This window comes from Terriglobia bacterium (assembly GCA_020072815.1).
Classification (GTDB): Bacteria; Acidobacteriota; Terriglobia; order Terriglobales; family Acidobacteriaceae; genus Angelobacter.
In genome coordinates, this window is record JAIQGE010000008.1 from 192,359 (window position 1) to 216,621 (window position 24,263).

A 24,263-nucleotide genomic window follows, 5' to 3' on the forward strand; every position below is an offset into this window, starting at 1 on the left:
CTTTTTCTCTGAGCCAGGATCAGTTTGAGGATTGCGATATTCGGTCAAAGGGTTGATCTCAATTCTTTGTTGGGGGCGTCATTCTTGTTCACCGGATTTTTGGGCACCGGGTCATAACCCCCGCGCACGAAAGGATTACAGCGCAGCAGGCGCCAGAAGGCCATGGCCGATCCCCGCAAAATTCCGTAGCGCGTTACGGCCTCAGCGGCATACTCTGAGCACGTGGGCACATAGCGGCAACTGGCCGGGAGAAACGGCGAGATCAGGCGCTTGTACAGCTTCAGCAAAACTTCCGGCCATGTTCGGGGCGTATTCATCTTTTCCCCACTCATCGGGTCCGGCCTTTCTGCAGAGCGGCAAACAACTGGGCAATCTCCGCGTCCAGCCGCGCGAACTCCAGTACCAGGACGGACTTGCGCGGATGCAGCACCACGTCCAGGGGGCGGTCAAGCTCCTGCAGGTGGCGTTGCACTGCGGCGCGCATGCGTCTCCGGATTCGGTTACGGTCCACGGCTCCTCCCAGAGCTTTGCTTACGGTAAACCCCACGCGGGGACTGGCGCCGGCCGCTTCATGGCCACCGCGCTCCCGGTAAAACGCCGCCACATTGCCCGAAAAGTGTTTCTTCCCCCGTTGGTACACAGCCTGAAAATCCGCGTGCTTCAGCAGCCGCGAGCCTCGGGGAAACTTTCGCAAAGATGGGTTCTGAAGATGGCTCACGGCAGGACACAACATTTGCACGCCGGCCCGGCGAGAGCTACTCGCGGAAGCCGGGTTTCACGGAAACGCGCTTCCGGCCTTTGGCGCGACGGCGCGACAGCACGGCACGTCCGCTCTTTGTTTTCATTCGTGTGCGAAAACCGTGCGTCTTGGAACGGTGGCGACGGTTAGGTTGAAACGTGCGCTTGGGCATTGATTACGGCGCTCCTGCTTTTAAGAGAAATTGGTGGCGCGGGTCAAACAAAAAGTATAAAGGAACCAGGGCCTTCTCCGCTACCCGGCCGGGCGGAGCCGCCACCGGGACCGCCGAAGCTCGGCCAGGCACACTCCGGGCGTGATCTGATCATCTGGCGAGAGCCTCTGCGAGTGAAAAAATCTGCGGGTGCAGCTGGTTTGCACCACGCTCGCGACAACTTTTGATCGCTCAAAGAAAATTGTGCTCACTGCTTGCAGCAGTTGCGAACTTTTTATAAAAAAATCTTCGCGCTTCGCTCCATGAGCGAACGTTCATGCTAGTATGCCGGGCAGTCAAAAAAAAGTTTTGGCGACAACTCGGCATTCAACGGCTCTGTATCGCCCATGCAGCGCAACTGGTCTTAAAAAGTTCTAAACAACGGGCCCTGGCCGGCTCGCAATAGGAAACAATTCAGGCATGTCATCATCTACTGCGACCGTCACCGCAACAGCGAACCCGTGGCTGCGAATCCTATCTGCGCTGGAAAAGAAAATCAGCCGGCACTCGTTCGATACCTGGCTCAAGCCAACGCGCTTCAGCCACACCAGCGGAGACGTGATCTGGGTGCGGGTACCGAGTCCAGAGTTTCGTCACCTGGGAGAGAAGTTCGGCGACATTATCCAGGAAGCCATGGAAATGCTGGCCCCGGAGTATCAGGACGTAAAATTCATTACCGCCGAGGAAGACCCCACGGCCCCGCCGGTGCGTCGCGACGGAGGCTTTGCTCCCGTCTCTGTTCCCAGCGGTCCCGGGGGCAACACGGGCAAGCAGCAGCGCTTTGACTGGGATTCAGCGGCGCAGCTGAACCCGAAATACACCTTTGACGCGTTTGTCATCGGAGCCGGCAACCAATTCGCTCACGCCGCGGCGCAGGCCGTGGCCGAACGGCCGTCCAAAGCCTACAACCCGCTGTTCTTGTATGGCGGCGTGGGAATGGGCAAGACCCACCTGATGCAGGCCATTGGCGCCGAGGTGAAGCGCCGCCAGCCCCAGGCGTCCATCTGCTATCTCTCGAGCGAAAAGTTCACCAACGAGATGATCAATTCGCTGCGCTATGACCGGATGATCACCTTCCGCGACAAGTTCCGCAACGTTGACGTCCTGCTGATTGACGACATCCAGTTTCTGGCGCAGAAAGAGCGCACGCAGGAAGAGTTCTTCCACACCTTCAATGCGCTGCATGAATCCATGAAGCAGATCGTGATTGCCAGCGACCGTCCGCCGAAAGAGTTGGCCGAAGTCGAAGACCGGCTGCGCTCCCGCTTTGAGTGGGGCCTGATCGCTGACATCCAGCCGCCGGACCTGGAAACCAAAGTCGCCATCCTGCAAAAGAAGGCCGAGTCAGAGCGGGTGACGCTGGCGACGGACCTGGCGCTGTACATCGCGTCCAATGTGCGCACCAACGTGCGCGAACTGGAAGGCGCGTTGATCCGCTTGATCGCCTACTGCTCGCTCACTGGAGCGGAGGTCAGCCTGGTGACCGCGCAGCAGGTGCTCAAGAACTTTATTGATTCCCAGGCGCGCAAGATCACCATTGACGCCATCCAAAAGTCCGTGGCGGAGCAGTTTGGCCTGCGGGTAACAGAGATCAAGGCCAAGAGCAATTCCCGGGCGATTGTTTTTCCCCGGCAGATTGCCATGTACCTGGCCAAGCAGATGACGGAAGCGTCGCTGCCGGAGATTGGGCGGCAGTTTGGCGGGAAACACCATACAACCGTAATGCACTCCATTGCCAAGATCGAAGACCAACGCCAGTCCGACAAAGACCTGGTGCGGCTGCTCAACAAGTTGACGGAGATCTTGAATAACTAGCCGGCCAAAGAATGCCGAAGGCAGCCGGCATCTGGGTTTCCCACCATGCGACAACGTTTTCCGTGTGCATGGCCTGTGAGTACGATGTGGAAAGCGTGGAAGACCCGGCGCCGAGGCTATCAAACAGCCCTTTCTTGCAGTACGATGCTCAGTCCAGGGTTTAGAATTGCAGACGGCAGAATGGCGGCAAAGACCTGTGAGAAAGATATTTGTTCCGGATTCCCACTTTTCCAGAGGCAACTGCTACTACTGCTGTATATATTTGTCTTTTGAAGTAGAGTAGGAACCGATAATAATAGGGGGCTAGGAGATTATGCCTTCCGCCGCGGCAATAGAGGTGGGCACCACGATGGAAATCAGCATCAGCAAATCTGATTTGCTCAAAGAGCTTACGGTCACCCAGGGCGTGGTGGAGCGTAAGACCACCATTCCGATTCTGTCCAATTTTTTATTTGAGGCCTCAGCCGACAAGCTTTCGATTACAGCTACGGACCTGGATCTGAGCTTGCGCACCGCGTGTCCGGCCAAGGTGAAGAAGGAAGGCTCGTGCACCGTTCCGGCACGCAAACTTTACGATTACGTAAAGCTGCTGGGCGATGGTGAGATCAGCATCAAGCTGCTGGAAAATCACTGGGTGCAGATTCGCAGCGGGCGCTCCAACACCAAAATGGTGGGTATGGCGCGGGCCAATTTCCCCGCGCTGCCGGCGTTTCCCACCGAGTCCGCGATTCAACTGCCCGCCCAGGTCCTGCGAAACCTGATTGCCAAGACGATCTTCGCCATTTCCAACGAAGAATCGCGTTACACGCTGAATGGCGCGCTGCTGGTGCTGAAGCCGGATGCCATCATTATGGTGGCGACGGACGGGCATCGCCTGGCGCACATTGAGCACAGCAATTCGAAGATCGCGGTGAGCGGGGAGATGAAGATCCTGGTCCCCAAAAAAGCCATGGCCGAGTTGAGCACGCTGCTGAATTCCACGGACGCGCCCAGCGTGGACTTCGCCAAAGATGAGTCAACCCTTTTCTTCCGCGTCGGCGGGCGCCTGCTGACGTCGCGCCAGCTTACCGGGCAGTTTCCCAACTACGAAGCGGTTCTGCCGCGAGACAACAACAAGTCGGTCGCCGTCCACTGCGACGAACTCTCCGCGGCCATCCAGCGCGTGGCCCAGTTCGCCGACGAGCGCTCCAGCGCCATCCGGCTGCGGGTGGAAAAGAATGAGCTGAAGATATCCTCCTCCAACACTGAGACCGGCGAGTCAGAAGACACCCTGGAAACCTCGTTCACCGGCGATCCCATGATGATCGGTTTCAACTCGCAGTATCTGCTGGAATTCCTTAAAGTGGTGGGAACGGGCGACGTGCGTTTTGAGTTCAAGGACTCCCAATCCGCCGGCCAGTTGCGGCCGGATGAAGCCCCGGACAGCGAATACAAGTACCGTTACATCGTGATGCCCATGCGCATCTGAGACTTTCTTCAAAGCAAAAAACTAAAGGCCGGACAAGAAGTCCGGCCTTTGTGTTCCTGGAGGCTGCTGAAAGTTTAGTGAACCATCTTGCGGGCCATCACCCGCGCCACGGTGCGTTCCACGCCGGGCAGGAAGGACTCAGCAGAGGCCGCGCTGGCGTTGAGCTCGCCATAGCCGTAGCTGATAAGCGCCTCATTCCAACGCTGCAGAATCAGGCGGCTGGGCGAGTCGGGAACAATCTTGCGGCTGCGGGCCGGCGACATAAAGACCGTGGACCAGAAGGCGAAAACGCCGATCAAAACCAGAACATAAGAAGCTTCGATCTGAGACGCCTGCGCCGGGAAAAGTTGCGGGAGGTAAGAAGCAAGCAAGTCGGCTGCGGCGGTGAGACCCAAGCCCATTCCGATTGCCATAGAGGTGCTGCGCCAAGAGAAGTTGAGGCGACGTTCCAACAAGACCAAGAGCATCAACATGCCGCACTGCATCAAGTGAACGCAGCGATCAAGAAGTTCTACGCACATGAAGATGCCCCTAGGACGCGGTCCAGCCGTAAAGAGCGCGGTCAGGAGAGCTGCGAGAAGCAAGAAGAGCGCCGCCCAGCCAAAAAGCATCTTTCCCAAATCGATCACTGCCGAATAGGGCTTGAAAACATTAACAAAAACCTCATAGAGCACCCCGAACCCGATGAGCATCATTACGGTACTGGCACTCCAGTAGACCGCGAAGTACTGCTTAAATGCGAAGGAGTAGGTCGCAGTCACCACAATGGTGCTGAATGCCGTAAAAGCCATAAAGCTGAAGAAGAGTGGGAAAGTCTTGTTCAGCTTGCGCTTCAGCATGAACACGAGTATCGCGCCTTCCAGGACAACGAGGAAAGCGTTCAGGATGGCCTGCACCGATGACAGTGGCATGTGTTGGTACCTCCAAGGAAGGCGGAAGCATACTACCGCTAAACGCCCATAACAAGCGTCCCTGGTGGCACCAAAGTTCAATTAACTAGTATGTTACTAAAGCCTTATTACTTCTTCGGACCTTCGAAACAACTAGTCTTTTTAAATCATGAACTTGTCTAGCGCACCATCATGGGTGGCTGCGTGGGCACGGGCGTAGAAGTTGGAGCATGCATAGTGACTGTTCCGGCAAAGCATGCAACTGCGCCACACAGCAGCAGGGCGATCAGGGAGGAACGAAGCAACGCTTTCATGGGGAGGTCTCCTTGGGTGGTTCTAAATTTTCTTGTAAGTCTTGGTGGTGGTTGCGCCTCTCAGCGCGTGAGAAGTATACAAATCGCATGAGGTTTTTCAAATGGTATTTAGTACAGTTTCCGTTTTCGTAAACCACCCCAAAATCGATTGGCGGAATGGCCCATTCACCAGTCATGCTACGGTACACTGCTGGGTGCGAGGATGCCGATAACATATTGAATGTAAGTAACTTATATTGCTCGGGCCTTAACGAAACAGGATTAGGACAAAGCTAGGTCGCGGAGTCCCCGCCCAAGGGGGCCGGGCCTTAGAGGTCCTAAGGTGGATTAAGTAGCCAGAAAAGACGAAAATCCCCCGAAATGAGAACGCTTTCAGGTTCGGCCATGGCTGACTAAGCCTTCCCGCGATTTTGGTAAGAGTGGTCGCGGGGAACGAGCTTGTGGGAGGAGCAGCTCCTGGCGTCCAAGAGTTCGCGCACAAGCCTGTTGACGTCTTGATCGGTCCTCCACGGCGTTCTCGGGGAGAGGCGCTGGCGTACCCGCAAGAAGGGTTTGCTGTGGTACAATTGAGGGTGCGCACACGTAGCCAATAAGCTGTTAGGTTTCAGCAACTTGGGACAGTTTAGCCGACCTGAAACCGGGGCCTCGGCGGGGCCAGCAGGTGCGCGCACCAGATGAGGAGAATACGTGGCCTCGAAAGAAGCGGAAGTGCCAGCAAGCAAATCCATGGCAGAGCAAAATAAAAGCAAAAAGAGCAGCGGGAACGGCAACGGTGATTACACTGCCGAGGACATCAAGGTTTTAGGCGGGATGGAAGCCGTGCGCTTGCGTCCGGCCATGTATATCGGCTCCAACGGCGTGATGGGTCTGCACCACCTGGTCTACGAAGTCGTGGACAACTCGGTGGACGAGGCGCTGGCCAAGTACGCGACCAAAATTGACGTGACCATCCACATTGATAATTCCATCACCGTGGTGGACGATGGCCGCGGCATTCCCGTGGATGACATGGTGATTGACGGCGAAAAAGTTCCCGCGGCCCAGGTGGTCCTGACCAAACTGCACGCCGGCGGCAAATTCGACACGTCCAATTACAAAGTCTCCGGCGGACTGCACGGCGTGGGCGTTTCCGTGGTCAACGCGCTGAGCCACCAGTTTGACCTGGAGATATGGCGCGACGGCAACGTGTGGGAACAGACGTATTCCAAAGGCGAGCCGCAGACCAAGTTCAAAAAGACCGGCAACACCAAGAAGCGCGGGACCAAGATCCACTTTCTGCCGGACAAGCAGATCTTTACCACCACGGAATACAACTACGACACGCTGGCGCAGCGGCTGCGCGAACTGGCCTTCCTGAACAAAGGCCTGCTCATCACGCTCACGGACGAGCGCCAGACCGACGCGAAGACCGGCGAAGCCAAGAGCCAGGAGTTCAAGTACACCGGCGGCATCGCGGAGTTCATCAAGCACCTGAACCGGGGCAAATCGGTGCTGCACGACAAGCCGATCTACATGGAAGCCGAGCGCGAAGGCGTGGCCATGGAAATCGCGCTGCAATACAACGACGGCTACTCAGAAACCGTCTTCAGCTTTGCCAACAACATCAACACCGTGGACGGAGGCTCGCATCTTTCCGGCTTCCGCACCTCGCTGACGCGCACCATCAACTACGCCGGGCAGCAACTGGGCCTGTTCAAGGACGTAAAAGAAAACCTGACGGGCGACGACGTCCGCGAAGGCCTGGTGGCGGTGGTGAGCGTGAAGCTGCCGCAGCCGCAGTTTGAAGGGCAGACCAAGGGCAAGCTGAATTCCGACATCGCCGGCGTGGTGCAGGCGTTTGTCAACGAGCGGCTGGGCGGGTTCTTTGAACAGAACCAAACCGTCGCGCGCAAGATCATCAACAAAGCCATCGAGGCCGCACGGGCGCGCGAGGCAGCCCGCAAAGCGCGCGATCTTACGCGTCGCAAAGGCGCCCTGGATGGCGGCGGCCTGCCGGGAAAACTGGCGGACTGCTCAGAGAAGGACCCGAACCGTTGCGAACTGTTCCTGGTGGAAGGCGAATCGGCCGGCGGCACCGCCAAGCAGGGCCGCGATCGGCGTTTCCAGGCGATCTTGCCGCTGAAAGGCAAAATTCTCAACGTGGAGAAGGCCCGCTACGACAAGATGCTGAGCCACGAAGAGATCCGGGCGATGATCACCGCGCTGGGAACGGGCATCGGCAAAGAGGATTTTGATGTGGCCCGGCTGCGCTACAGCAAAGTGATTCTGATGACCGACGCTGACGTGGACGGATCGCACATACGCACGCTGCTGTTGACGTTCTTCTTCCGCCACATGAATGAGCTGGTCAAGCGCGGCAATGTGTACATCGCCCAGCCGCCGCTGTACGGCATCAAGAAAGGCAAGACGCAGCAGTACATCAAGGACGACCGCGAATTCGTGCGGGTGATGGTGCGCCGCGCGGCCGAGGGCATGGTGGTCCGCTATGGCGAGGGCGCGGCCAAGCTGGAAGGCGCGGTCCTGGCCAAGTTTATGACCACGCTGAACGAGTACCTGAGCTTCTTCGGCAACGTGGACAAGCGCCTGCGCAACGAGAAGATCACCGAGCTTATGCCGCGCGTGGGCCTGGCCGCCCGGGTCGACTTTGAAGGCGACAAGAAGAACCCGCCGAAGAAAATTGAGAAGCTGGAAAAAGAGCTCAACAAGCTGGCCAAGAGCGAGCAACTGAAGAAGGTCGGGACGTATTTCGACGACGAGCACAACCTGTGGGGTGTGCAGTTCACCGACTCACAGGGGGCCGAGCGGCAGATCCACTGGGCCCTGGCTTCCACTCCCGAATATCGGCAGATGATGGCCAAGTTCAAGCAGATTGAGCAATACATGGAGCCGCCGTTCGTGGTGGAGCTCTCAGGCAAGGGCGGCAGTGTGGACGTGGCGTCCGACCTGAGCAGCGCCGAGCGCGAAGACCTGGAAAAAGCCGCGAAGAAGTCTTCGAAAGCCGCAGTCCGCCGCACCAAGACCGAAGCGGAAACGGTGGAGAAACAGACGGCGCGCGAGCTGTTCGACTACGTCCTGGCGGAAGGCAAGAAAGAATACAGCGTACAGCGCTACAAAGGCCTGGGCGAGATGAGCTCCGAACAGCTTTGGCAGACCACCATGGACCCGGAGCGCCGCACCCTGCTGTTGGTGAAGGCCGAAGACATTGAAGCCTGCGAATCCATCTTTACCACGCTGATGGGAGAAGACGTGGAAGCGCGGCGCAAATTCATTGAAGAGAACGCGCTGGATGTGAAGAACCTGGATATTTAGATTTCGAGGCAATATGAGTTCTAGGCAGGTCGGGAAACGGCCTGCCTTTTTTCTTTGGCAAACTGCGGACGCAGAGCGCATTCTATGTCCAGCAAATGTGTGTTTTTTGCTGGGAAAGAGAGAAACCATGAGTTCTTTCAGCCTTAGCCGGATTCTTCCGTTGAAAAGCCCAACGCTGTGGAAGGGCGTGGCGTTAGGTGTAGGGATATTTGTGTTGGCGCTGGCCGTGCTGATTCCCAGCCTTACCAGATCTCGAGGGGCTGCTAAGATCAGCGGTTTTTACAGTATGGCACGCATGGCTGGCGGGGGCGGCGGCGGGAGCGAGCCCGAGACCGTGCAGGCTGACGGTCCGAAGATCGTCTACAAGGCGGAATTAGAGCTGCGGGTAACCAGTTGCGCCGAGACCCTGAAGAAGATTGAAGCTCTGTCGGCTGCGGAGTCGGGATTTGTGGAATCTTCGTCCCTTGAAGAAACTTCCGCTCAAGTAACATTGCGCGTTCCCAGCGCGCGGCTCGACGCAGTACGAGGCAAGCTGCGCGATCTGGCAATCCGCGTCCGGCAAGACGGCTTAACTGCAGCCGATGTTTCCAAGCAATACATTGACCGCGAAGCCGGCTTGCGCAACCTCCGCGCGCAAGAGCAACAATTTCTTGACATCATGAAGAAAGCGCGGACGGTGGCGGACGTCCTGGCCGTGACCAAGGAGCTTTCCCGGGTTCGCGGTGAGATTGAGCGCGAAGACGCCGAATTTCGACGTCTTAAAGGCCAGATTGACATGGCGCAAATCGACGTCCATCTGACATCGGAAGCCATTGCAGCGCGCTGGGCGCCGGGAGCAAGCGCCAAGTCAGCCGTCAATGATCTCGCGCAGTCTCTTGCCAGTTTAGGCGACTTTCTGATCTGGCTGGTAATCAATCTGCCGCTCATCGCACTTTGGGCGGTGACAGTATTCGTGTTGGTGGCCGTGAGCTGGTACGTACTGCGCAGAGCGGCACGATTGATGCGCTGGATTTTCGGCAAGAAAGCGTCTACCACCGCGGCTAAGCCGAGTGCTTAGTGTTTTACAGGCGGTGTTATTTTATGCACTTGGTGCCTCTGATTCCGGCAGGCTCACCACCGCCAGCTTCGCGGCCGGTGGTCTCCGGTTCAGCGCCAGAAACAGCACCGTCATCACCGTCAGCAGAAGCAATGTAAGCGCGCTGCCTTCCGGGCCCACGCTGCCCCCACTCAGCCAATCGGGGCCGGTCGCGTGTGGATTCAACAGATGTCCGGGGGCCTGGAAGCCGCTGTCATTGACGCCGAAGAAGAACGATTGTCCCCAATCCCAGCCGGCGTGAGCGCCCACGGCCAGCCAGAGATTGCCGGTGCGCCACAAAGTGGCCGCGGCGAACAGTCCGAAGGCCACCACTCCGACGATGCCTATGCGCGTTTCACCTTTGTTGCCAAAGTGCGCAAAGGCAAAAAGAACCGACAGGATGATGGCGGCGGGCCAGAAGCCAATGCCTTCGGCGAGAGTATGGAAGCCATAGCCGCGGAAGAGGAATTCCTCGAACAGGCCCACCATCAAGAAGGTGAATCCCCAAAGAGCGGCCCAGATAAGAATTTGACGGCCGTGCAGCATGATGTTTCCGAAATAGAAAACATGCAGCGCGCGCATGACCAGCAACAAGACGGAGAGAGGAAGAAATCCCCAGAAGACGTAGCCGCTGAGGAAGCGGGAAACGGCCGTTCGCCGCAGCGGCAAGCCGTAAGCGCCCACGCTGCGGCGCTCAATCCGGCTCATGATCCAGGCAAGGAGGAGCAGCACCAGGAATGCAACCAGGTCGAAGAGGCCCAAGACCACCGGGAACATATACCCGGAAGGCTGTTGCGCGCCGGGTCCGGGGCCCACCCTTCGTGAAATCATCCCGGCTGCGGAGACTACGAGCGCCAGCATGGCTACATAGATCAGGAGCCGCCAGCCGGCGCGGAGCCCGCGGTTGTTAAGAAAGACGAAATTCATATCGTCAAAGAAAGTGCGGGGAGGTTGTAGCTGCTCCATGGCCGCGAGGGTCCTCCTGAGCAAATGAGAACTTTATCAGAACCCGTGTGTAAGCCGATGAGTCGCGCAGTTCGGGGCTGGTATTCCGGGGTCACAAAATTGATGAGACGTTGAGGGCGAAGCCTCCTTGCGTGCTTCGCCCGCTGCCACAGGGCCTCGTCAGTGTCTTGAGGAATTCGACTCGTGGGCGGGTTGGAGCGCAGCGACAAAATGTTGATGACAGGTTGAGGGCGAAGCCGGCTTGCGTGCTTCGCCCGCTGCAAAAGGGCCTCTACAGTATGTTCAGGAATCGGACACGCGAGCGGGTTGGAGCGTAGCGACAAAATTGATGATACAAATTACAGTTCATGTTTCAGATCCTAAGAGAGTTCAAGATTGGCCGGCCGCAGATTGTGGCCGGGCTGATGCTGCTGGCGTTTCTGGCGCAGGGATTGTGGGTGGCCGGCAGCCGCAAACTCTCTGATCTGGAGTACCAGTACATCGCTTCAGGGTTTCCGCAGAAGCCGCGGCAGACGTACCGGGTGACGTCGCCGATGACGGGTTACGCGGCAGCGTTTCCCGTGCGTGTGATCAATGCTGTGAGGCCCATCGTCCCGGACAAGCTGGGTTCCGCTCTGGCCATTCCGCGGCCATGGCTGCTGCGGCTTCCTTTTTTGATTTTTGGGACGTGGCTGGGCGGCGCCTTGTGGTGGGTAGCGCGACGCTTGTTTGACGACGCCGGCGGCTACATGACGCTGGCGCTGTATTGTTCGTCGCCGGCCATGATCATGGCCAGCAGCAACATTGGCCCGGAGATCATTCTGGCGTGGAGCAGCTTTGGCCTGATCTACACCGCGATTGGAGTCGCCCACACGCTGTACGCTCCGGTGCGCAAATGGATTCCACGGACGATCATTCTGGGATTGGCCATCGGTGTGTCGATGGCCACGGCCTTGTGGTCGTTTACTTTGGTGCTGCTGGCGCTGGGCTTCATGCTCTATCTGGCGCCGGGACGGCGCAAGGCGGTGCTGGCGGTGGTCGCCAGCGCTTCGGCGATCGGCGTGGCCGTGGCCGTGGCAGCGTCTATTGTTTGGCTGAGCGGAAGCACCGGCTGGGCGTCACGCAGTCTGCTCACGCCGCACCTCTCCTGGGAGCTGGTTTACAACCTGAAGTTCGTGTTTGTAGATGGCTACATGCTCAGTGGCAGCGGGCTGCGCGATGGACTGAGCGTCGGCGACATCAATAGCTACTTGTTTGTACTGTTGTTCATCGCCGCGCTGACTACCTATGGTAGCTGGAAGCGGGCGCGCTACTTTGGAAATACCTTCCCGCTGGTTGCAGCCTTTGCCGTGGTGCTGGTGTTTGCTCTGGTGCCGGCGATTCACATATGGGAAGCGGTTTTAGGGTTAAGTTTTGTTTTTTTATTCATCGGCGGGATCGCCGCGGACGTGCTGGAAAGCGCGTCCGGAAGCCGACTAACTTCAATTCTTACCGCAGGATTTGCGTTGCGGGCCGTTCTGGGAGTAGTCGCACTGGGCCGCTGGATCCAGGCCAGCCCGCGATAACTCTCTGGACACCCGGAGTATCATAATGGTTGTAGCTGGCAGGTAATCTTATGATCACTTTGCGCACTTCGTCCTGCTTGAAAGCGTGGACTCTAGTTGTTCTTCCTGTATTCCTGGCGCTGGCTGTGCCGGCGCGTCCACAGACGTTCAGCCGCGGCGTACCGGCTTCGGTGAGTTCGCCGGAGCCTGATGGACGTCAGCATGGAATTCCGGCCAGCGTGGTATCGCCCAACGCCCCGGGCGTGAATGCGCAAGGCCGTCCGGTCTTCCACCAGCGCGGGCCGCTGCGCCGCTTCGGTCCGCGGGAACCGCGGCACAACGTGTTGGTGCCGCTCCCAATTTTCTATCCGGTGTACGTGGATGGCAGCTACCAGGTGGCCGACCCATACGTTCCAGCGCAGCCTGACGCCAGAGCTGCGGATGCTGCGGAGAGCGAGCCCTCCCGGGACAGGAGCACCGCGCGGGAGGATGAGTTACGCCAAGCCTATCTGCAAGGCGCGCGTGAAGCAATGGCCCAGGAGCAAGAAGCCGCCAGAAACAGCCACCGCAGTGTTGCGTCTTCCGCTTCCGATGACCCGCCTCGCCGCAAACGGGCACAAGACGAAGCCGTGAGCGCTCCGCCGAAAGAAGATAATTCACCGTCCGCGGTCTTCATCTTCAAAGACGGACACAAACTGGAAACGCGCAACTTCGCGATTATGGGCACCACGCTCTATGACCTCTCCAGCAGCACGGTGAAGAAAGTATCACTGGTCGATCTGAACAAAGACGCCACGATCAAAGAGAATGACGATCGCGGGATACAGATCAAGTTGCCATAGCTGTCGCTTCGCTCCAAACCGCTCGCGAGTTTGGAGCCGGAATACATTTTCAAGCATCTGACGCGACGCGGCTCAGCGCGCAAGTCGGCGTTCCCACCCCAGCACACGAAAGCGACGCGAGCTGGAAATCCCGGCCTCGCCGCTACGAAGATTGAGCGCATTGTTGTATCGCAGAATCCTTCCGCGTTTCTCCTCTTTTGGTTCCACCTGTGTGATATAATCATCTGTATTCTTCTGGCAGATAACCACTTGTAAATGCAAGCATTTAGCGGAAATCTCGGCGGCGGAAACAAGGTCGCCAAGCCAGCTTGCGGTGTGCCTGAAACAACGCGCCAGAAGTGAATAAAAATCTATGGCAGACGATCAAAATCCCCAATTGCCTTTGACTCCTCCGGGTGGCGACGGCCCCACCAACGGCGGCAACGTGCAGCCCATCAACATTGAAGACGAGATGCGGCGTTCGTATCTCGACTACTCCATGTCGGTGATCATCGGGCGCGCGCTACCGGACGTGCGCGATGGCCTCAAGCCGGTGCATCGTCGCGTGCTGTACACCATGCAGGACATGGGTCTGCAGTACAACAAGAAGCACACCAAGTGCGCGAAGGTCGTCGGCCAGACCATGGGCCAGTACCATCCGCACGGCGACACGGCCATCTATGACACGCTGGTCCGCATGGCGCAGAGTTTTTCGCTGCGCTACCCGCTGGTGGACGGCCAGGGCAACTTCGGTTCGGTGGACGGCGATCCTCCGGCAGCCATGCGTTACACCGAATCCCGGCTCACCCGCCTGGCCGGCGCGCTGATGGAAGACATTGACAAAGAGACGGTGGACTTCGTCCCGAACTATGACGACACCACGGTGGAGCCCAGCGTGTTGCCGACGCGCATTCCCAATCTTCTGGTGAACGGATCGAACGGCATCGCCGTGGGCATGGCGACCAACATTCCTCCGCACAACCTTACGGAGATCGTCAACGCGGCCATTCTGCTCATCAACGAGCCCGCCACCAAGCTGAAAGAGATACTCAAGATCGTAAAAGGTCCGGACTTCCCCACCGGCGCGTACATTTACGGCCGCAGCGGGATTGAAGCGGCGTACACCAACGGCCGCGGACGCTTCATCATGCGCGCCAAAGCCGGCGTTGAAGACATGGCCCAGGGCCGCAAGTCCATCGTGATCACGGAAATTCCCTACCAGGTGAACAAGTCCGTGCTGATCAAGCGCATTGCCGAGCTGGTGAACGACAAGATCATTGACGACATCAGCGACGTGCGCGACGAATCGGACCGCGACGGCATGCGCATCGTCATCGAACTGAAGCGCGGCGCGGAAGAGCAGATCATCCTGAACAAGCTCTACAAACACACCCAGATGCAGGAAAGCTTCAGCATGATCTTCCTGGCCGTGGTGAACGGCCAGCCCAAGGAAATGGGACTGGTCCAGGCGATTCAGCACTTCATTGACCACCGCATTGACGTGGTGCGCCGCCGCACCGTGTACCTGCTGGAAAAAGCCCGCGAGCGCGAACACATCCTGGAAGGCTACAAGATGGCGCTGGACAACCTGGACGCGGTGATCAAGCTGATCCGCGGGTCCGGGTCGCGCGCGGAAGCCAAAGACGCCTTGCTGGCCGCCAAGTACAAGATCGTGGACAAGCAGATGCGCGAGCGCATTGGCGGCGCGGAAGGCCGTTTGAGCGCCAAGCAGGCTGACGCCATTCTTGAACTGCAGCTCTATCGCCTCACCCGCCTCTCCACCGACGAAATTCTCAAAGAGTTGGAAGAAATTCGCATCAAGATTGCCGAGTACGAAAGCATTCTTGCTTCGGACAAAAAGCTGCGCGGCGTAATTGTGAAAGAGCTGGAAGAAGTCCGCGAGCAGTTTGGCGACGAACGCCGCACCGAGATCACCGACGAATCCACGGAGATCACGCTGGAAGACCTCATCGTGGACGAGCAAGTGGTCGTCACTATGTCGCACAGCGGGTACCTCAAGCGCACCGCGCTCTCCACCTATCGCCAGCAGCGCCGCGGAGGCACGGGCCGCACCGGCATGAAGACCCGCGACGAAGATTTCGTCGAGTACCTGTTCATCGCGTCCACGCATTCCTATCTGCTGATCTTCACCAACACCGGCCGCGTGTACTGGCTCAAGGTGTATGAGATTCCGGACGTGGGCGCCGCCGGCAAAGGCAAACACATTGGCAACCTGGTGGCCTTGCAGCCGGGTGAAAACGTGCGCACCCTGCTGGAGGTCCGCAACCTGGAAGACGAAAACAACTTTGTCTTCTTTGCCACGCGCAAGGGCACGGTGAAGAAAACTCCGGTGAAAGATTTCTCCAACGTGATGTCGCGCGGGATCATCGCCATCGGCATTGAGAAGGACGACGAACTCGTGGCTGCGCGCCTCACCGACGGGCAGCAGATCATCTTCCTGGCGTCGCATGAAGGCCAGGCCATCCGCTTTGACGAAGAAGACGTGCGTCCCATGGGCCGCCCGGCGTACGGCGTCCGCGGGATGGACCTGGACAAGGGCGACTACATCGTGGGCACGGCCGTAACGCCCAAAGCCGAAGCGCAGAAGATGATCAACGCCAAGGCCGCGAAACCCGGCGATAAGCCTAAGAACGGCAAGGGTGAAGGCAAAGCCGGACCAGGCGAAGCTGAAGTTGAAGCCAAGCCGCTGCCGAACCTGATCCTCAGCGTGACCGAACAAGGCTACGGCAAGCGGACACCGGTGGAGGAGTACCGCTTGCAGTCGCGTGGCGGCAAAGGCGTGATCAACGTGAAGACCACGGCGCGCAACGGCAACGTGGCAGCCATCATGCTGGTGGACGAAACCTCAGAGGTCATGGTGATCAGCCAGTTCGGCAAAATCCTGCGGACAGACACCAAACAGATCCGCGAAGCCGGCCGGTCAACCCAGGGCGTTCGCCTGCTGCATTTGGAGGAAGGGGACAAAGTGGCCTCCGCCGCAGTGATCCAGGAGAAGGAAGAGGAAGAGCCGGGGTTGCTGCAGTAGGAGGTCAGCCGATATGGATTCGCCTTCCGAGTATCCGACGTTTTATGTGGACGATTCCATCACGGAAATCGGCGGCAAGAAGCATGTAATCTTGGCCGCGATCACCTTCCCCGACGAGGATCAGGCCCTTACTGAATGGCTTTCGCAAAAGAGCGCGTTCGGGCTGCCTGCTTACCAGGAAGTGAAATGGGGTAGTAAGTCTGTGAGTATTGAAAAACGACGTGAATTTGTTCCAATACTCAACAAAGGTACAGGAATCGTCGTAATCTATGAGGGCAACCAACAAGCGGCCGCTTTAAAACTGATGGAACAAATCTGGTCTTACTCCGAGCAAGAGAAAAAGAAGGGGTTCAAGGTCCGTTTCGATAAAGGCATTGTTCAGGACTGGCCAGAGCTGCGAAAAATTGCGGCGTCTTATTTCTCTCCTTGTGTTGGGCTTAGCGATCACGATTCTGCTGGAGAGCAACTGGTGCAATGCGCTGACTTCTTGGCAGGCTCGGTAAAGTTAAAAATTGATTTTGGGCGCGGCGTGCGAGACCAAAACCAGAAGATCGATGACCCAGAAATTGGCAGTACGGAGATTGGTTTCTTTTTCTTTGCCGCCCTACGGTACTGCTTGTGGGGAGAAGTGAAGGACTACGGGGACGGGATCGAGACATTCATGCCGTTAAAGCACACGCGCAATAAGGGACTAGTCGTCGTTTCTTCTATAGCGAACGAAGTGTTGGAAAGTGCCACAGCACTTCTTGATGGTGATTACATGGGCTGCATCCACTAAAGGCGCAACTAAGTAGCCAACCCCTTCAGGCCGGATACAATCTCAGTCCCCTGCCAACATCGCGCGGTTACCCGCTGGTAACAATTCTGTTACGGCTTCAACTTCGCGTTCGATCTGGTCCTCTGTCACTCGGGATTCGATAATCACCGGGACGTTGTCGGGAATGAGGTGGGTGACTTTCTGGAAGGCCAGGACGGCGCTCAGACTCAGGGGATCGTGCCTGCTCTGGCTGTTGACTTCGCTGATGTGAATGAGTCGCAGGCGGCCGCGGAACTGGCGGAGAATGGTCCCGGCTTCCGCCATGGAGGGATCAACCTGGCGGGCATGGCCAATGTCGAAGCAAAGGCAAGCGTGCGGCAACTGTTCAAAAAGGCCAGCAAGCTCATGGGCGTAGCGGCCGATGGGTTTGCGCTTGTCCATGTTTTCCAATTTGATAGAGGTGTCTAAGCGCGCCCATAGCTCAAAATTAGTGATGGCGTCTGGGTGAACGACCACGCTCCACCCGCGTCTTACGACAGCGCCAAGCAGTTCCACGGCACGGGGTTCAAATTGAGGATCTATTTTGCTGGGAGCATGGAAGGAAACCGTCCTGAATTGCCCCAGGTCAAGCGAGTCAAGCTCAGCAACCAGCGGCTCTAATTCCGCTTCCCGCAAAGCGGACAGTTCCACTGCATCGCAGGGTTTGTTTAGCAGCATACGCAGGGCTGAACGGAAATCTCCCAGAGCGAGAGCCCCGGTAGAAAAACCTATATGCCTCATCAGAAGACCCCATATTTCTGAATTAGCTGGCACAACTCCTCGTTTTCGTGGAAGAAGAACTTATCAAGTCCGGCCTGAAAGGTATGACCAACGTCACGCATTTGTTGAAAGACTTTATCATCCTTCGAAGCTTCGAACGAAAGTTTTTTCAGAGCGCCGCGGCGATTCACATCGTTAAGGCATTCGAGGAAGATGTCATACGAATCCAAGAGATTACAAACGGTTTTGTCGGATATTGAGTAGCGAAGCAAGGCGTCTGCAAGAATCTCCAAAGGCGTTTTATTCATGTACGAGCTGACGTGCTCAATGAGAACGTCAGCACATTTCTCAGGGACATCTCGAACCGCCGGGCTGGGCTTGGATTGGCAACTGAAGCAGACCAGGAGCCCGGAAGAGAAGATCAATTTGCGAGACATACGCAACTTCACGTTGCGCAATCCCCATCCCGCGCCGGCCCGCTCACGCTGTTTGCTGGCAAAATCCACAGCGATTGTTCTCCAATAGCGAACGATGTCATTGAGCAAGAAGCGTGGAACCCGGAAATGCGTCTTGTCGGGGCTGAATAGATCTGCATCGCGGTCAAAATATCGTTCAAGAATGACGCGTATGACCCGGTCGTAGGCGTCCCGGACACCGATAGGGCGCGATTCAAGAAGCAAAAGGAGCCGGCGTGTCATATTTGAATTCGTGTCATTCTCGCCGCCGATCCAGTGGACCAGTTCGTGACTGAAGATGGGATTCCCGAAGATGCCGGTTGGTCCTGGCAATTCTCCTAGCTTTTCTCTCTCGAAAGTAGAAGCGATGCTTTGAGCGACATTCAAGTGCTGGGGATCTGCTTGTCCATCGAGCAAATAGCCCCAATCGAGATCGCTCTCCTGTGTCCATTCCTCGCGGGCCAACGATCCAAAAACAACCACGCTCGCATCGCTGGAGACAAGTTTGTGCCTGGTTGCTTCGAGAACTGTCTTAATCTGTTCGCGCTTTGCAATAGCGGCGACTCTTGCAGCTCGAATATGGGGCCACTCTTTGTTGAGCTTCTTGCTCAAGAGATCAATTGAGGATTGACCCGCGACGGTCTCGGTCATGCACCAATTATCACATCTTCGAGGAGTCTTGCAGGAGAGCAAGGTGATTGTGAATTTCGGACATGCGCCAAGAGCAGGCAGTGGGTCGTGAAAGACATGTACCATGCCTGTGTACTACTTCGTGCTTTATTCACCATTAAAATTCAGCTAGTATGAAGTCGCGCCAGCGTGCGCAGGGTTCTTTGAAAACCTAGCAGTCAGCACTCAGCAATCAGCCAAAGCAGGGCGCTTTCTGAAAGAGCGGCTTCGACCGAGCTGAAACCGTCCGGTGACCGTTCGGTGACCGACCGATGACCGACCGATGACTGGCCGGTTGAATGCACTGTGCCTTTTGTTTGCAACAAAATGCAGGTTAAGGGGGGTGGGGGTGCGAAACGCACCCATCGCCGTGATCGCCGACATCGCGCGTGATCGCCGTGATCGGAAAACCACTAGCACGGAGGACACTGAGGTCAGCCGAGAATCGGAGGCGATGTTTTTGCCTCTTTTCCCCTGACCTTGTAATCTTATATATCTCTCGCGGGACGCCTGACTTTGTAAGAGTCTGTAGATCGCCGAGAGCACGGCCGAGCTAAGGCCTGCTCTTGCAAACCAGCCAGCTTGAAAAGCGCCTGGTCGCATACACGATCGCCGCAAGCGTGTTCGTCGTTGGCGGTTTTTGGAATAAAGCCGGCGGTTGCTTGCAAAAGACCAAAACAAGGAAGGTGGAGAGATGAACATCTATTCGGACATAACCAAGACCATCGGACGCACGCCCCTGGTGCGCCTGAACAAGCTGACGGCCGGCATGGGAGCCACCGTCCTGGCCAAGCTGGAGTACTTCAATCCCAACGCCAGCGTGAAAGACCGCATTGGCGTGAGCATGCTGGAAGAAGCCGAGAAAGCCGGCAGGATTTCTCCCGGCAAGACCGTGCTGATTGAGCCCACCAGCGGCAACACCGGCATTGGCCTGGCGTTTGCCGCGGCCGCCAAAGGCTACCGGCTGATCCTGGTGATGCCGGAAACCATGAGCATGGAGCGGCGCGTGGTGCTGCTGGCGTTTGGCGCCGAGCTGATCCTCACGCCCGGCCCGAAGGGCATGAAGGGCGCCATCTCCAAGGCCAATGAGCTGCTGGCGTCCACGCCCAACGGCATCATCCTGCAGCAGTTTGCCAATCCGGCCAATGTGAAGATCCATCGCGAAACCACCGGTCCGGAAATCTGGAACGACACGGACGGCAAGGCCGACATCCTGATCTCCGGCGTGGGCACCGGCGGCACGCTGACCGGCGTGGCCGAGTATATCAAGCCCAAGAAACCCAGCTTCAAGGTGGTGGCGGTGGAGCCGGCGGAGTCTCCGGTGCTCTCCGGCGGCAAGCCCGGCCCGCACAAGATACAAGGCATTGGCGGAGGGTTTATCCCGCAGATTCTGCGCACCGACCTGATCGACGAAGTCATGACCGCGACGCTGGACGAGTCGCTGGAGACGGCACGACGCATGGCGAAGGAAGAAGGCATCTTCATCGGAATTTCCGGCGGAGCCGCCGTGGCCCAGGCGCTGAAGCAGGCCGCGCGTCCGGAAAACGCAGGCAAGCTGATTGTGGTGATTGTCCCCGGGTTTGGCGAGCGCTACCTGAGCACCATCTTGTTTGAAGGCCTGCGCGACGAAGCCAGCAAGCTTCCCACCGTGGATGCCGACGTGGACAAGTATTTTGCGATGAAGTAAGGCCGCGGCGCATACGACGAGCGAGATTCGTCTGTGAGGAAAAGAGTGAGACGTAGCGGTGCTACGTCTCTACGCTAAGGGGATCGCGAGCCAGCGAGCGCCGTTCAAGCGGCAGGTGAAGTAGGAAGATTGCAGTGAGCGAGGAGTTGTTGCCGGCTCCTCGCTTTTGTGTTTTTGGTGGCTGCGGACCGGGGCAGAGGTAATTTTGTAGTACATTGAATTTTCTGTGCATGCGATGAAAAGAATCTGTGTGTTCTGCGGCTCGGCCAAGGGAGCGCGTCCGGGGTACGAGGAGGCGGCGGTGCGGCTGGGCCACCTGATGGCGGAGCGCGGCCTAGACCTGGTCTATGGCGGAGGCAGCATCGGCCTGATGCGGGTGATCGCTGACGCGGTGATGGCCAAAGGCGGCAAAGTCATCGGCGTGATTCCCGATTCGCTGCTGCAGCGCGAGGTGGGCCATCGCGGCGTGACCGAGCTGCGCGTGGTGGACACCATGCACCAGCGCAAAGCGCTGATGGCCGACCTGTCAGACGCGTACATCGCGCTGCCCGGCGGCTACGGCACGTTGGAAGAGTTTTGCGAAGTGGTCACCTGGTCGCAACTGGGAATCCAGCAGAAGCCTTGCGGGCTGCTCAACGTGGAGAAATTCTGGGACGGCCTGTTGGAATTTCTGGACCACGCCGTGCGCGAAGATTTTGTGCGCAAGGAAAATCGCGGGCTGGTGCTGGTGGCCACCACCGCGGAAGAAATGCTGGAGAAGTTGAGCGCGTGGTCGCCGCCAACGCATATCGAAAAATGGATGGGCGTGGAGAAGCGGTGATCGTGTGTCGCCCCGCCGGGGCTCGGGTCGTTTCGTTGGCTACCCAGGACTTCCGTCCTGGGCTAACTCATCCCGCGCCTACGGCGCTTGAGTTGCGATAGGTTCAAAGGGTGTTATCCGACCCAAGCATTTGCAGCTCTTAGTCAACGCGGGTCGAGAGGTTAGGTTCAAGGGAATGATATGCGCATGATCACCGCGCTGGGTTTCTTTGCCGGAACGCTGACTACCATTTCTTTTATTCCTCAGGTGTACAAGACCTGGCGGACGCGGCGTTGCGATGATTTGTCCTGGGGCATGCTGGTGCTTTTTGGCGGAGGCATCAGCTCCTGGCTGGTTTATGGCTTGATCCTGCGTGAGATGCCGATCATCGCGGCCAACGCGGTCACGCTGGCTTTGATTCTGGCGATTGCGTCCATGAAGTTTGCCTTCCGCCGCTGAAGATGAGCACCACATGAAATTCAAAATCATCCCGGGACGGTTCGCCATCTGCCAGCTTCCCGCCGGTTCGGCGGTGCCTGCGTGGGCGACGGCGACGCCTGGAGCCTTTGCTTCGGTCACCGCCACGCTGGAAGAGCTTTCCATCGTGTGCGAGGAATCCGCAGCACCGGAAGGCATCAAGTCGCAAAAGGGCTTTGTTTGCCTCCAGCTCGAAGGCCCATTTCCGCTGGATTCCGTGGGAATTCTGCGGGAGTTTCTGGAGCCGCTGTCAGCCGCGGGCGTGCCGATCTTTGCTATCTCAACCTTTAATACAGACTTTGTTCTCGTGCCTGAAGCAAAGAAGGCCCTGGCGCTCAACGCCTTGCAGCAAGCCGGGCACGATTTGCTGACATGAACGACTACACTGAAGCCTGAGTATCGCAAGACGAACTAAACTGACTGGTTCTGTGACAGTACCCCACGTTGTACTTCTATTTTCGGTGGCATTAATCGCCGGCGCGCTGAACTCGGTGGCCGGCGGAGGCAGCTTTCTCTCGTTTCCGGCGCTGATGTTCACCGGCGTCACGTCCACCATCGCCAACGCCACCAATACCACGGCGCTGTGGCCGGGGACCGTGGCTTCCACTGGCGCTTACCGCAAGGCCGTGGGCTGGGAGCTGACCAAGCGCATGGCGCCGTTGATGGTAAGCACCGTGGTGGGGAGCCTGGTCGGCGCCGAGTTGTTGATGAAGACCCACCCCGCAACCTTTGACCGCATCGTTCCCTGGCTGCTGCTGACGGGAACGCTGTTCTTCAATTTTCGCGGCGCGCTCACGGGATGGGCGAATCGTCGCCACGAGCAGCACGGTCCTTCGCTGGCCAAGGTAGCGTGCGTCACGCTGGCGCAGGGGCTGCTGGGCATCTACGTCGGCTACTTTGGCGCGGGCGTGGGAATCCTTATGCTGCCTTTGCTGGCGCTGATGGGCGTGGAAGATATTCACGCCATGAGCGGACTGCGGACGGGCCTGGTCACCTGCGGCAACACGGTGGCGATTGTGGTGTTCATCGCGGCGCACGCCGTCTTGTGGCCGCAAACGCTGGTCATGACGGCCGGCGCCATCCTGGGTGGTTATGGCGGAGCCCACTACGCGCAGAGGTTGAAGCCGCAGACCGTGGGATATGTGGTCCTGGTGATCGGCTACGGCATGGCGACGTACTTTTTCTGGAAGGCGTACCTGCGATAACCAAGGCTGTTGTCGGGATGGCGAGCGAGTTGAGACGCTGGCGACAGGCCACAGACCGGCAAATTGGAGTAGACTTCTGCCGCTGCAAGGCAAGGGACATGCATTCAGTGAAGAGTCAGCACGAAAATGAATCAACTTAGGTGGATCTTCAGAAATGACCGCGGATGGCGCGCCGGATGGCGCTTTTCGCTCTTTATAGTCATCTACCTGGCCGGGGGCAACGTTCTTGACCCCATTCTTGCCCGAATTCATTTTCCTAACCGGGCCTTCACGTGGTCTAGCATGCTGCTCAATTACCTGCTGGACTTTGTCTATTTAGCGGTAATTGCCTGGCTGATGTCGCGTATTCAGCGCGAGCGCTTCTCGTCGTACGGCTTGCCGCTCGTTCCCAATGCCGCGCGGCTTCTGGGAAAGGGCATGGTTTGGGGGTTCATCCCTTCCGCCTTGATTCTGGTTCCAATCTATCTTGCTGGTGGATGTACGTTTCATGGTTTGGCGCTGCATGGCCGCGAACTGGCCTCTTACGCCGTAGCCTGGGGATTCGCGATGCTTGCCCTGGGCTTTGGCGAGGAGTTCTTATTTCGTGGCTACGCACTCAAAACGCTGGCGGAAGGCATTGGTTTCTGGCCGGCTGCAATCGCCCTTTCCTCTGTCTTCGGTCTCGTCCATCTGATCCTTAAGCCGCACGAGAACTGGACTGACACGGTCAGCGTAGCTTTCTACGGGATTTTCTGGTGCCTTACGCTGCGTCGCACCGGTAGCCTCTGGTTCGCCGTTGGTTTTCACGCCGCCTCCGACTATGCGGACATGATCGTCTTCGCCGAACCCAACTCCGGCAACGATGGCCAACCGATTACCGGGCACCTTCTCGATATCCAATTTCATGGCCCCGACTGGTTGACTGGCGGCCCCCGGGGCACTGAGGCCAGCTTGTTGGTCTTTGTTGTTCTTGCCGGACTGTTCTATTTTTTCAACAAAGCATACCCGGCCAGAAATCTCGAATCGCAAAGGTCCGAAGGAGCGGACACTGCGTCTGAGCCCGCCCACCAGCCTGAATAAGTTCTCTGCGGCAATGAGCTAATCATGATCATGCCGCCGGCGGGCGAAAGAGTACCATCAAGTTGAGGATTACTCATGTGGGGCGCTTATTGACCATTCCCCACCTATCACGTTAGAATTACAGGGTTTGCCAGAAGTTTCAGTTCCTGCCTGTGTGCGCATGGCTCGAGCAAACCGGTAGCACTCAGCAATCATTTCAAGTTTACGTTAAGTCCTTTC

Annotated in this window: 22 protein-coding genes; 15 read left to right on the top strand and 7 right to left on the bottom strand. The window is 57.7% G+C overall.

The window, feature by feature from the left end:
* Positions 1-44: 44 nt before the first annotated feature.
* Genes yidD through rpmH form a run of 3 tightly spaced genes read right to left on the bottom strand, consistent with a single transcriptional unit; the run spans position 45 to position 911 of the window.
* Positions 45-317, bottom strand: coding sequence for a membrane protein insertion efficiency factor YidD (yidD, locus tag LAO20_12480; protein ID MBZ5532241.1), 273 nt, complete (start codon positions 315-317; stop codon positions 45-47).
* A gap of 11 nt (positions 318-328) precedes the next feature.
* The gene (gene rnpA / locus LAO20_12485) at positions 329-733 is read right to left on the bottom strand and encodes a ribonuclease P protein component (protein MBZ5532242.1); all 405 of its coding nucleotides are present in this window, start codon (positions 731-733) and stop codon (positions 329-331) included.
* Positions 734-755: 22 nt separating this feature from the next.
* Positions 756-911, bottom strand: a complete 156-nt coding sequence (gene rpmH / locus LAO20_12490) for a 50S ribosomal protein L34 (protein MBZ5532243.1) — start codon at positions 909-911, stop codon at positions 756-758.
* 459 nt (positions 912-1,370) lie between these two features.
* On the opposite strand from rpmH, the gene dnaA reads away from it, so the two are divergent.
* Both dnaA and dnaN read left to right on the top strand, forming a co-directional pair.
* The gene (gene dnaA, locus LAO20_12495; GenBank protein ID MBZ5532244.1) at positions 1,371-2,765 is read left to right on the top strand and encodes a chromosomal replication initiator protein DnaA; all 1,395 of its coding nucleotides are present in this window, start codon (positions 1,371-1,373) and stop codon (positions 2,763-2,765) included.
* A gap of 349 nt (positions 2,766-3,114) precedes the next feature.
* A complete protein-coding gene (gene dnaN, locus LAO20_12500; protein ID MBZ5532245.1) occupies positions 3,115-4,233 on the top strand; it encodes a DNA polymerase III subunit beta in 1,119 nt (372 codons plus the stop codon).
* 74 nt (positions 4,234-4,307) lie between these two features.
* On the opposite strand, the gene LAO20_12505 is transcribed toward dnaN, so the two are convergent.
* A complete protein-coding gene (locus LAO20_12505; GenBank protein ID MBZ5532246.1) occupies positions 4,308-5,144 on the bottom strand; it encodes a hypothetical protein in 837 nt (278 codons plus the stop codon).
* A gap of 1,019 nt (positions 5,145-6,163) precedes the next feature.
* Here LAO20_12505 and gyrB point away from each other — a divergent pair.
* Entirely contained in the window at positions 6,164-8,746 is a 2,583-nt protein-coding gene (gyrB, locus tag LAO20_12510; protein MBZ5532247.1) for a DNA topoisomerase (ATP-hydrolyzing) subunit B, read from the top strand.
* A 127-nt stretch (positions 8,747-8,873) separates the two neighbouring features.
* A complete protein-coding gene (locus LAO20_12515; protein ID MBZ5532248.1) occupies positions 8,874-9,803 on the top strand; it encodes a DUF4349 domain-containing protein in 930 nt (309 codons plus the stop codon).
* Positions 9,804-9,824: 21 nt separating this feature from the next.
* Here LAO20_12515 and LAO20_12520 read toward each other — a convergent pair whose 3' ends face one another.
* Positions 9,825-10,787, bottom strand: coding sequence for a CPBP family intramembrane metalloprotease (locus tag LAO20_12520; protein MBZ5532249.1), 963 nt, complete (start codon positions 10,785-10,787; stop codon positions 9,825-9,827).
* 347 nt (positions 10,788-11,134) lie between these two features.
* Between LAO20_12520 and LAO20_12525 the strand changes: the two genes are divergently transcribed.
* The 4 genes from LAO20_12525 (at position 11,135) to LAO20_12540 (ending at position 16,955) form a co-directional block, all read left to right on the top strand.
* A complete protein-coding gene (locus LAO20_12525; GenBank protein ID MBZ5532250.1) occupies positions 11,135-12,331 on the top strand; it encodes a hypothetical protein in 1,197 nt (398 codons plus the stop codon).
* A 50-nt stretch (positions 12,332-12,381) separates the two neighbouring features.
* Entirely contained in the window at positions 12,382-13,152 is a 771-nt protein-coding gene (locus LAO20_12530) for a hypothetical protein (protein ID MBZ5532251.1), read from the top strand.
* A 352-nt stretch (positions 13,153-13,504) separates the two neighbouring features.
* On the top strand, positions 13,505-16,177 hold the full coding sequence (gyrA, locus tag LAO20_12535; protein MBZ5532252.1) for a DNA gyrase subunit A: 2,673 nt from the start codon (positions 13,505-13,507) through the stop codon (positions 16,175-16,177).
* A gap of 13 nt (positions 16,178-16,190) precedes the next feature.
* Complete coding sequence (locus tag LAO20_12540; protein MBZ5532253.1) at positions 16,191-16,955, top strand: DUF3800 domain-containing protein; 765 nt, start codon at positions 16,191-16,193, stop codon at positions 16,953-16,955.
* 42 nt (positions 16,956-16,997) lie between these two features.
* Here LAO20_12540 and LAO20_12545 read toward each other — a convergent pair whose 3' ends face one another.
* Positions 16,998-17,375: a hypothetical protein gene (locus LAO20_12545; protein MBZ5532254.1), complete on the bottom strand. Its 378-nt coding sequence runs from the start codon at positions 17,373-17,375 to the stop codon at positions 16,998-17,000.
* Between the two features lie 63 nt (positions 17,376-17,438).
* Between LAO20_12545 and LAO20_12550 the strand changes: the two genes are divergently transcribed.
* A complete protein-coding gene (locus LAO20_12550) occupies positions 17,439-17,594 on the top strand; it encodes a hypothetical protein (protein ID MBZ5532255.1) in 156 nt (51 codons plus the stop codon).
* A 119-nt stretch (positions 17,595-17,713) separates the two neighbouring features.
* On the opposite strand, the gene LAO20_12555 is transcribed toward LAO20_12550, so the two are convergent.
* Positions 17,714-18,799, bottom strand: coding sequence for a nucleotidyltransferase domain-containing protein (locus LAO20_12555; GenBank protein MBZ5532256.1), 1,086 nt, complete (start codon positions 18,797-18,799; stop codon positions 17,714-17,716).
* A 712-nt stretch (positions 18,800-19,511) separates the two neighbouring features.
* Here LAO20_12555 and cysK point away from each other — a divergent pair.
* The 6 genes from cysK to LAO20_12585 all read left to right on the top strand — a co-directional run bounded on the left by cysK (position 19,512) and on the right by LAO20_12585 (position 24,044).
* Entirely contained in the window at positions 19,512-20,504 is a 993-nt protein-coding gene (gene cysK, locus LAO20_12560) for a cysteine synthase A (protein ID MBZ5532257.1), read from the top strand.
* Positions 20,505-20,739: 235 nt separating this feature from the next.
* Positions 20,740-21,324 (top strand): TIGR00730 family Rossman fold protein, encoded by a 585-nt coding sequence (locus LAO20_12565; GenBank protein MBZ5532258.1) that lies wholly within the window; start codon positions 20,740-20,742, stop codon positions 21,322-21,324.
* Between the two features lie 180 nt (positions 21,325-21,504).
* Positions 21,505-21,762, top strand: coding sequence for a SemiSWEET transporter (locus tag LAO20_12570; protein ID MBZ5532259.1), 258 nt, complete (start codon positions 21,505-21,507; stop codon positions 21,760-21,762).
* Between the two features lie 13 nt (positions 21,763-21,775).
* Positions 21,776-22,156 (top strand): ACT domain-containing protein, encoded by a 381-nt coding sequence (locus tag LAO20_12575; protein MBZ5532260.1) that lies wholly within the window; start codon positions 21,776-21,778, stop codon positions 22,154-22,156.
* An 85-nt stretch (positions 22,157-22,241) separates the two neighbouring features.
* Positions 22,242-22,985 carry a sulfite exporter TauE/SafE family protein gene (locus LAO20_12580; GenBank protein MBZ5532261.1) on the top strand — a complete coding sequence of 248 codons (744 nt, stop codon included), beginning with the start codon at positions 22,242-22,244 and terminating at the stop codon, positions 22,983-22,985.
* 282 nt (positions 22,986-23,267) lie between these two features.
* Positions 23,268-24,044: a CPBP family intramembrane metalloprotease gene (locus tag LAO20_12585; protein ID MBZ5532262.1), complete on the top strand. Its 777-nt coding sequence runs from the start codon at positions 23,268-23,270 to the stop codon at positions 24,042-24,044.
* Positions 24,045-24,263 lie beyond the last annotated feature (219 nt).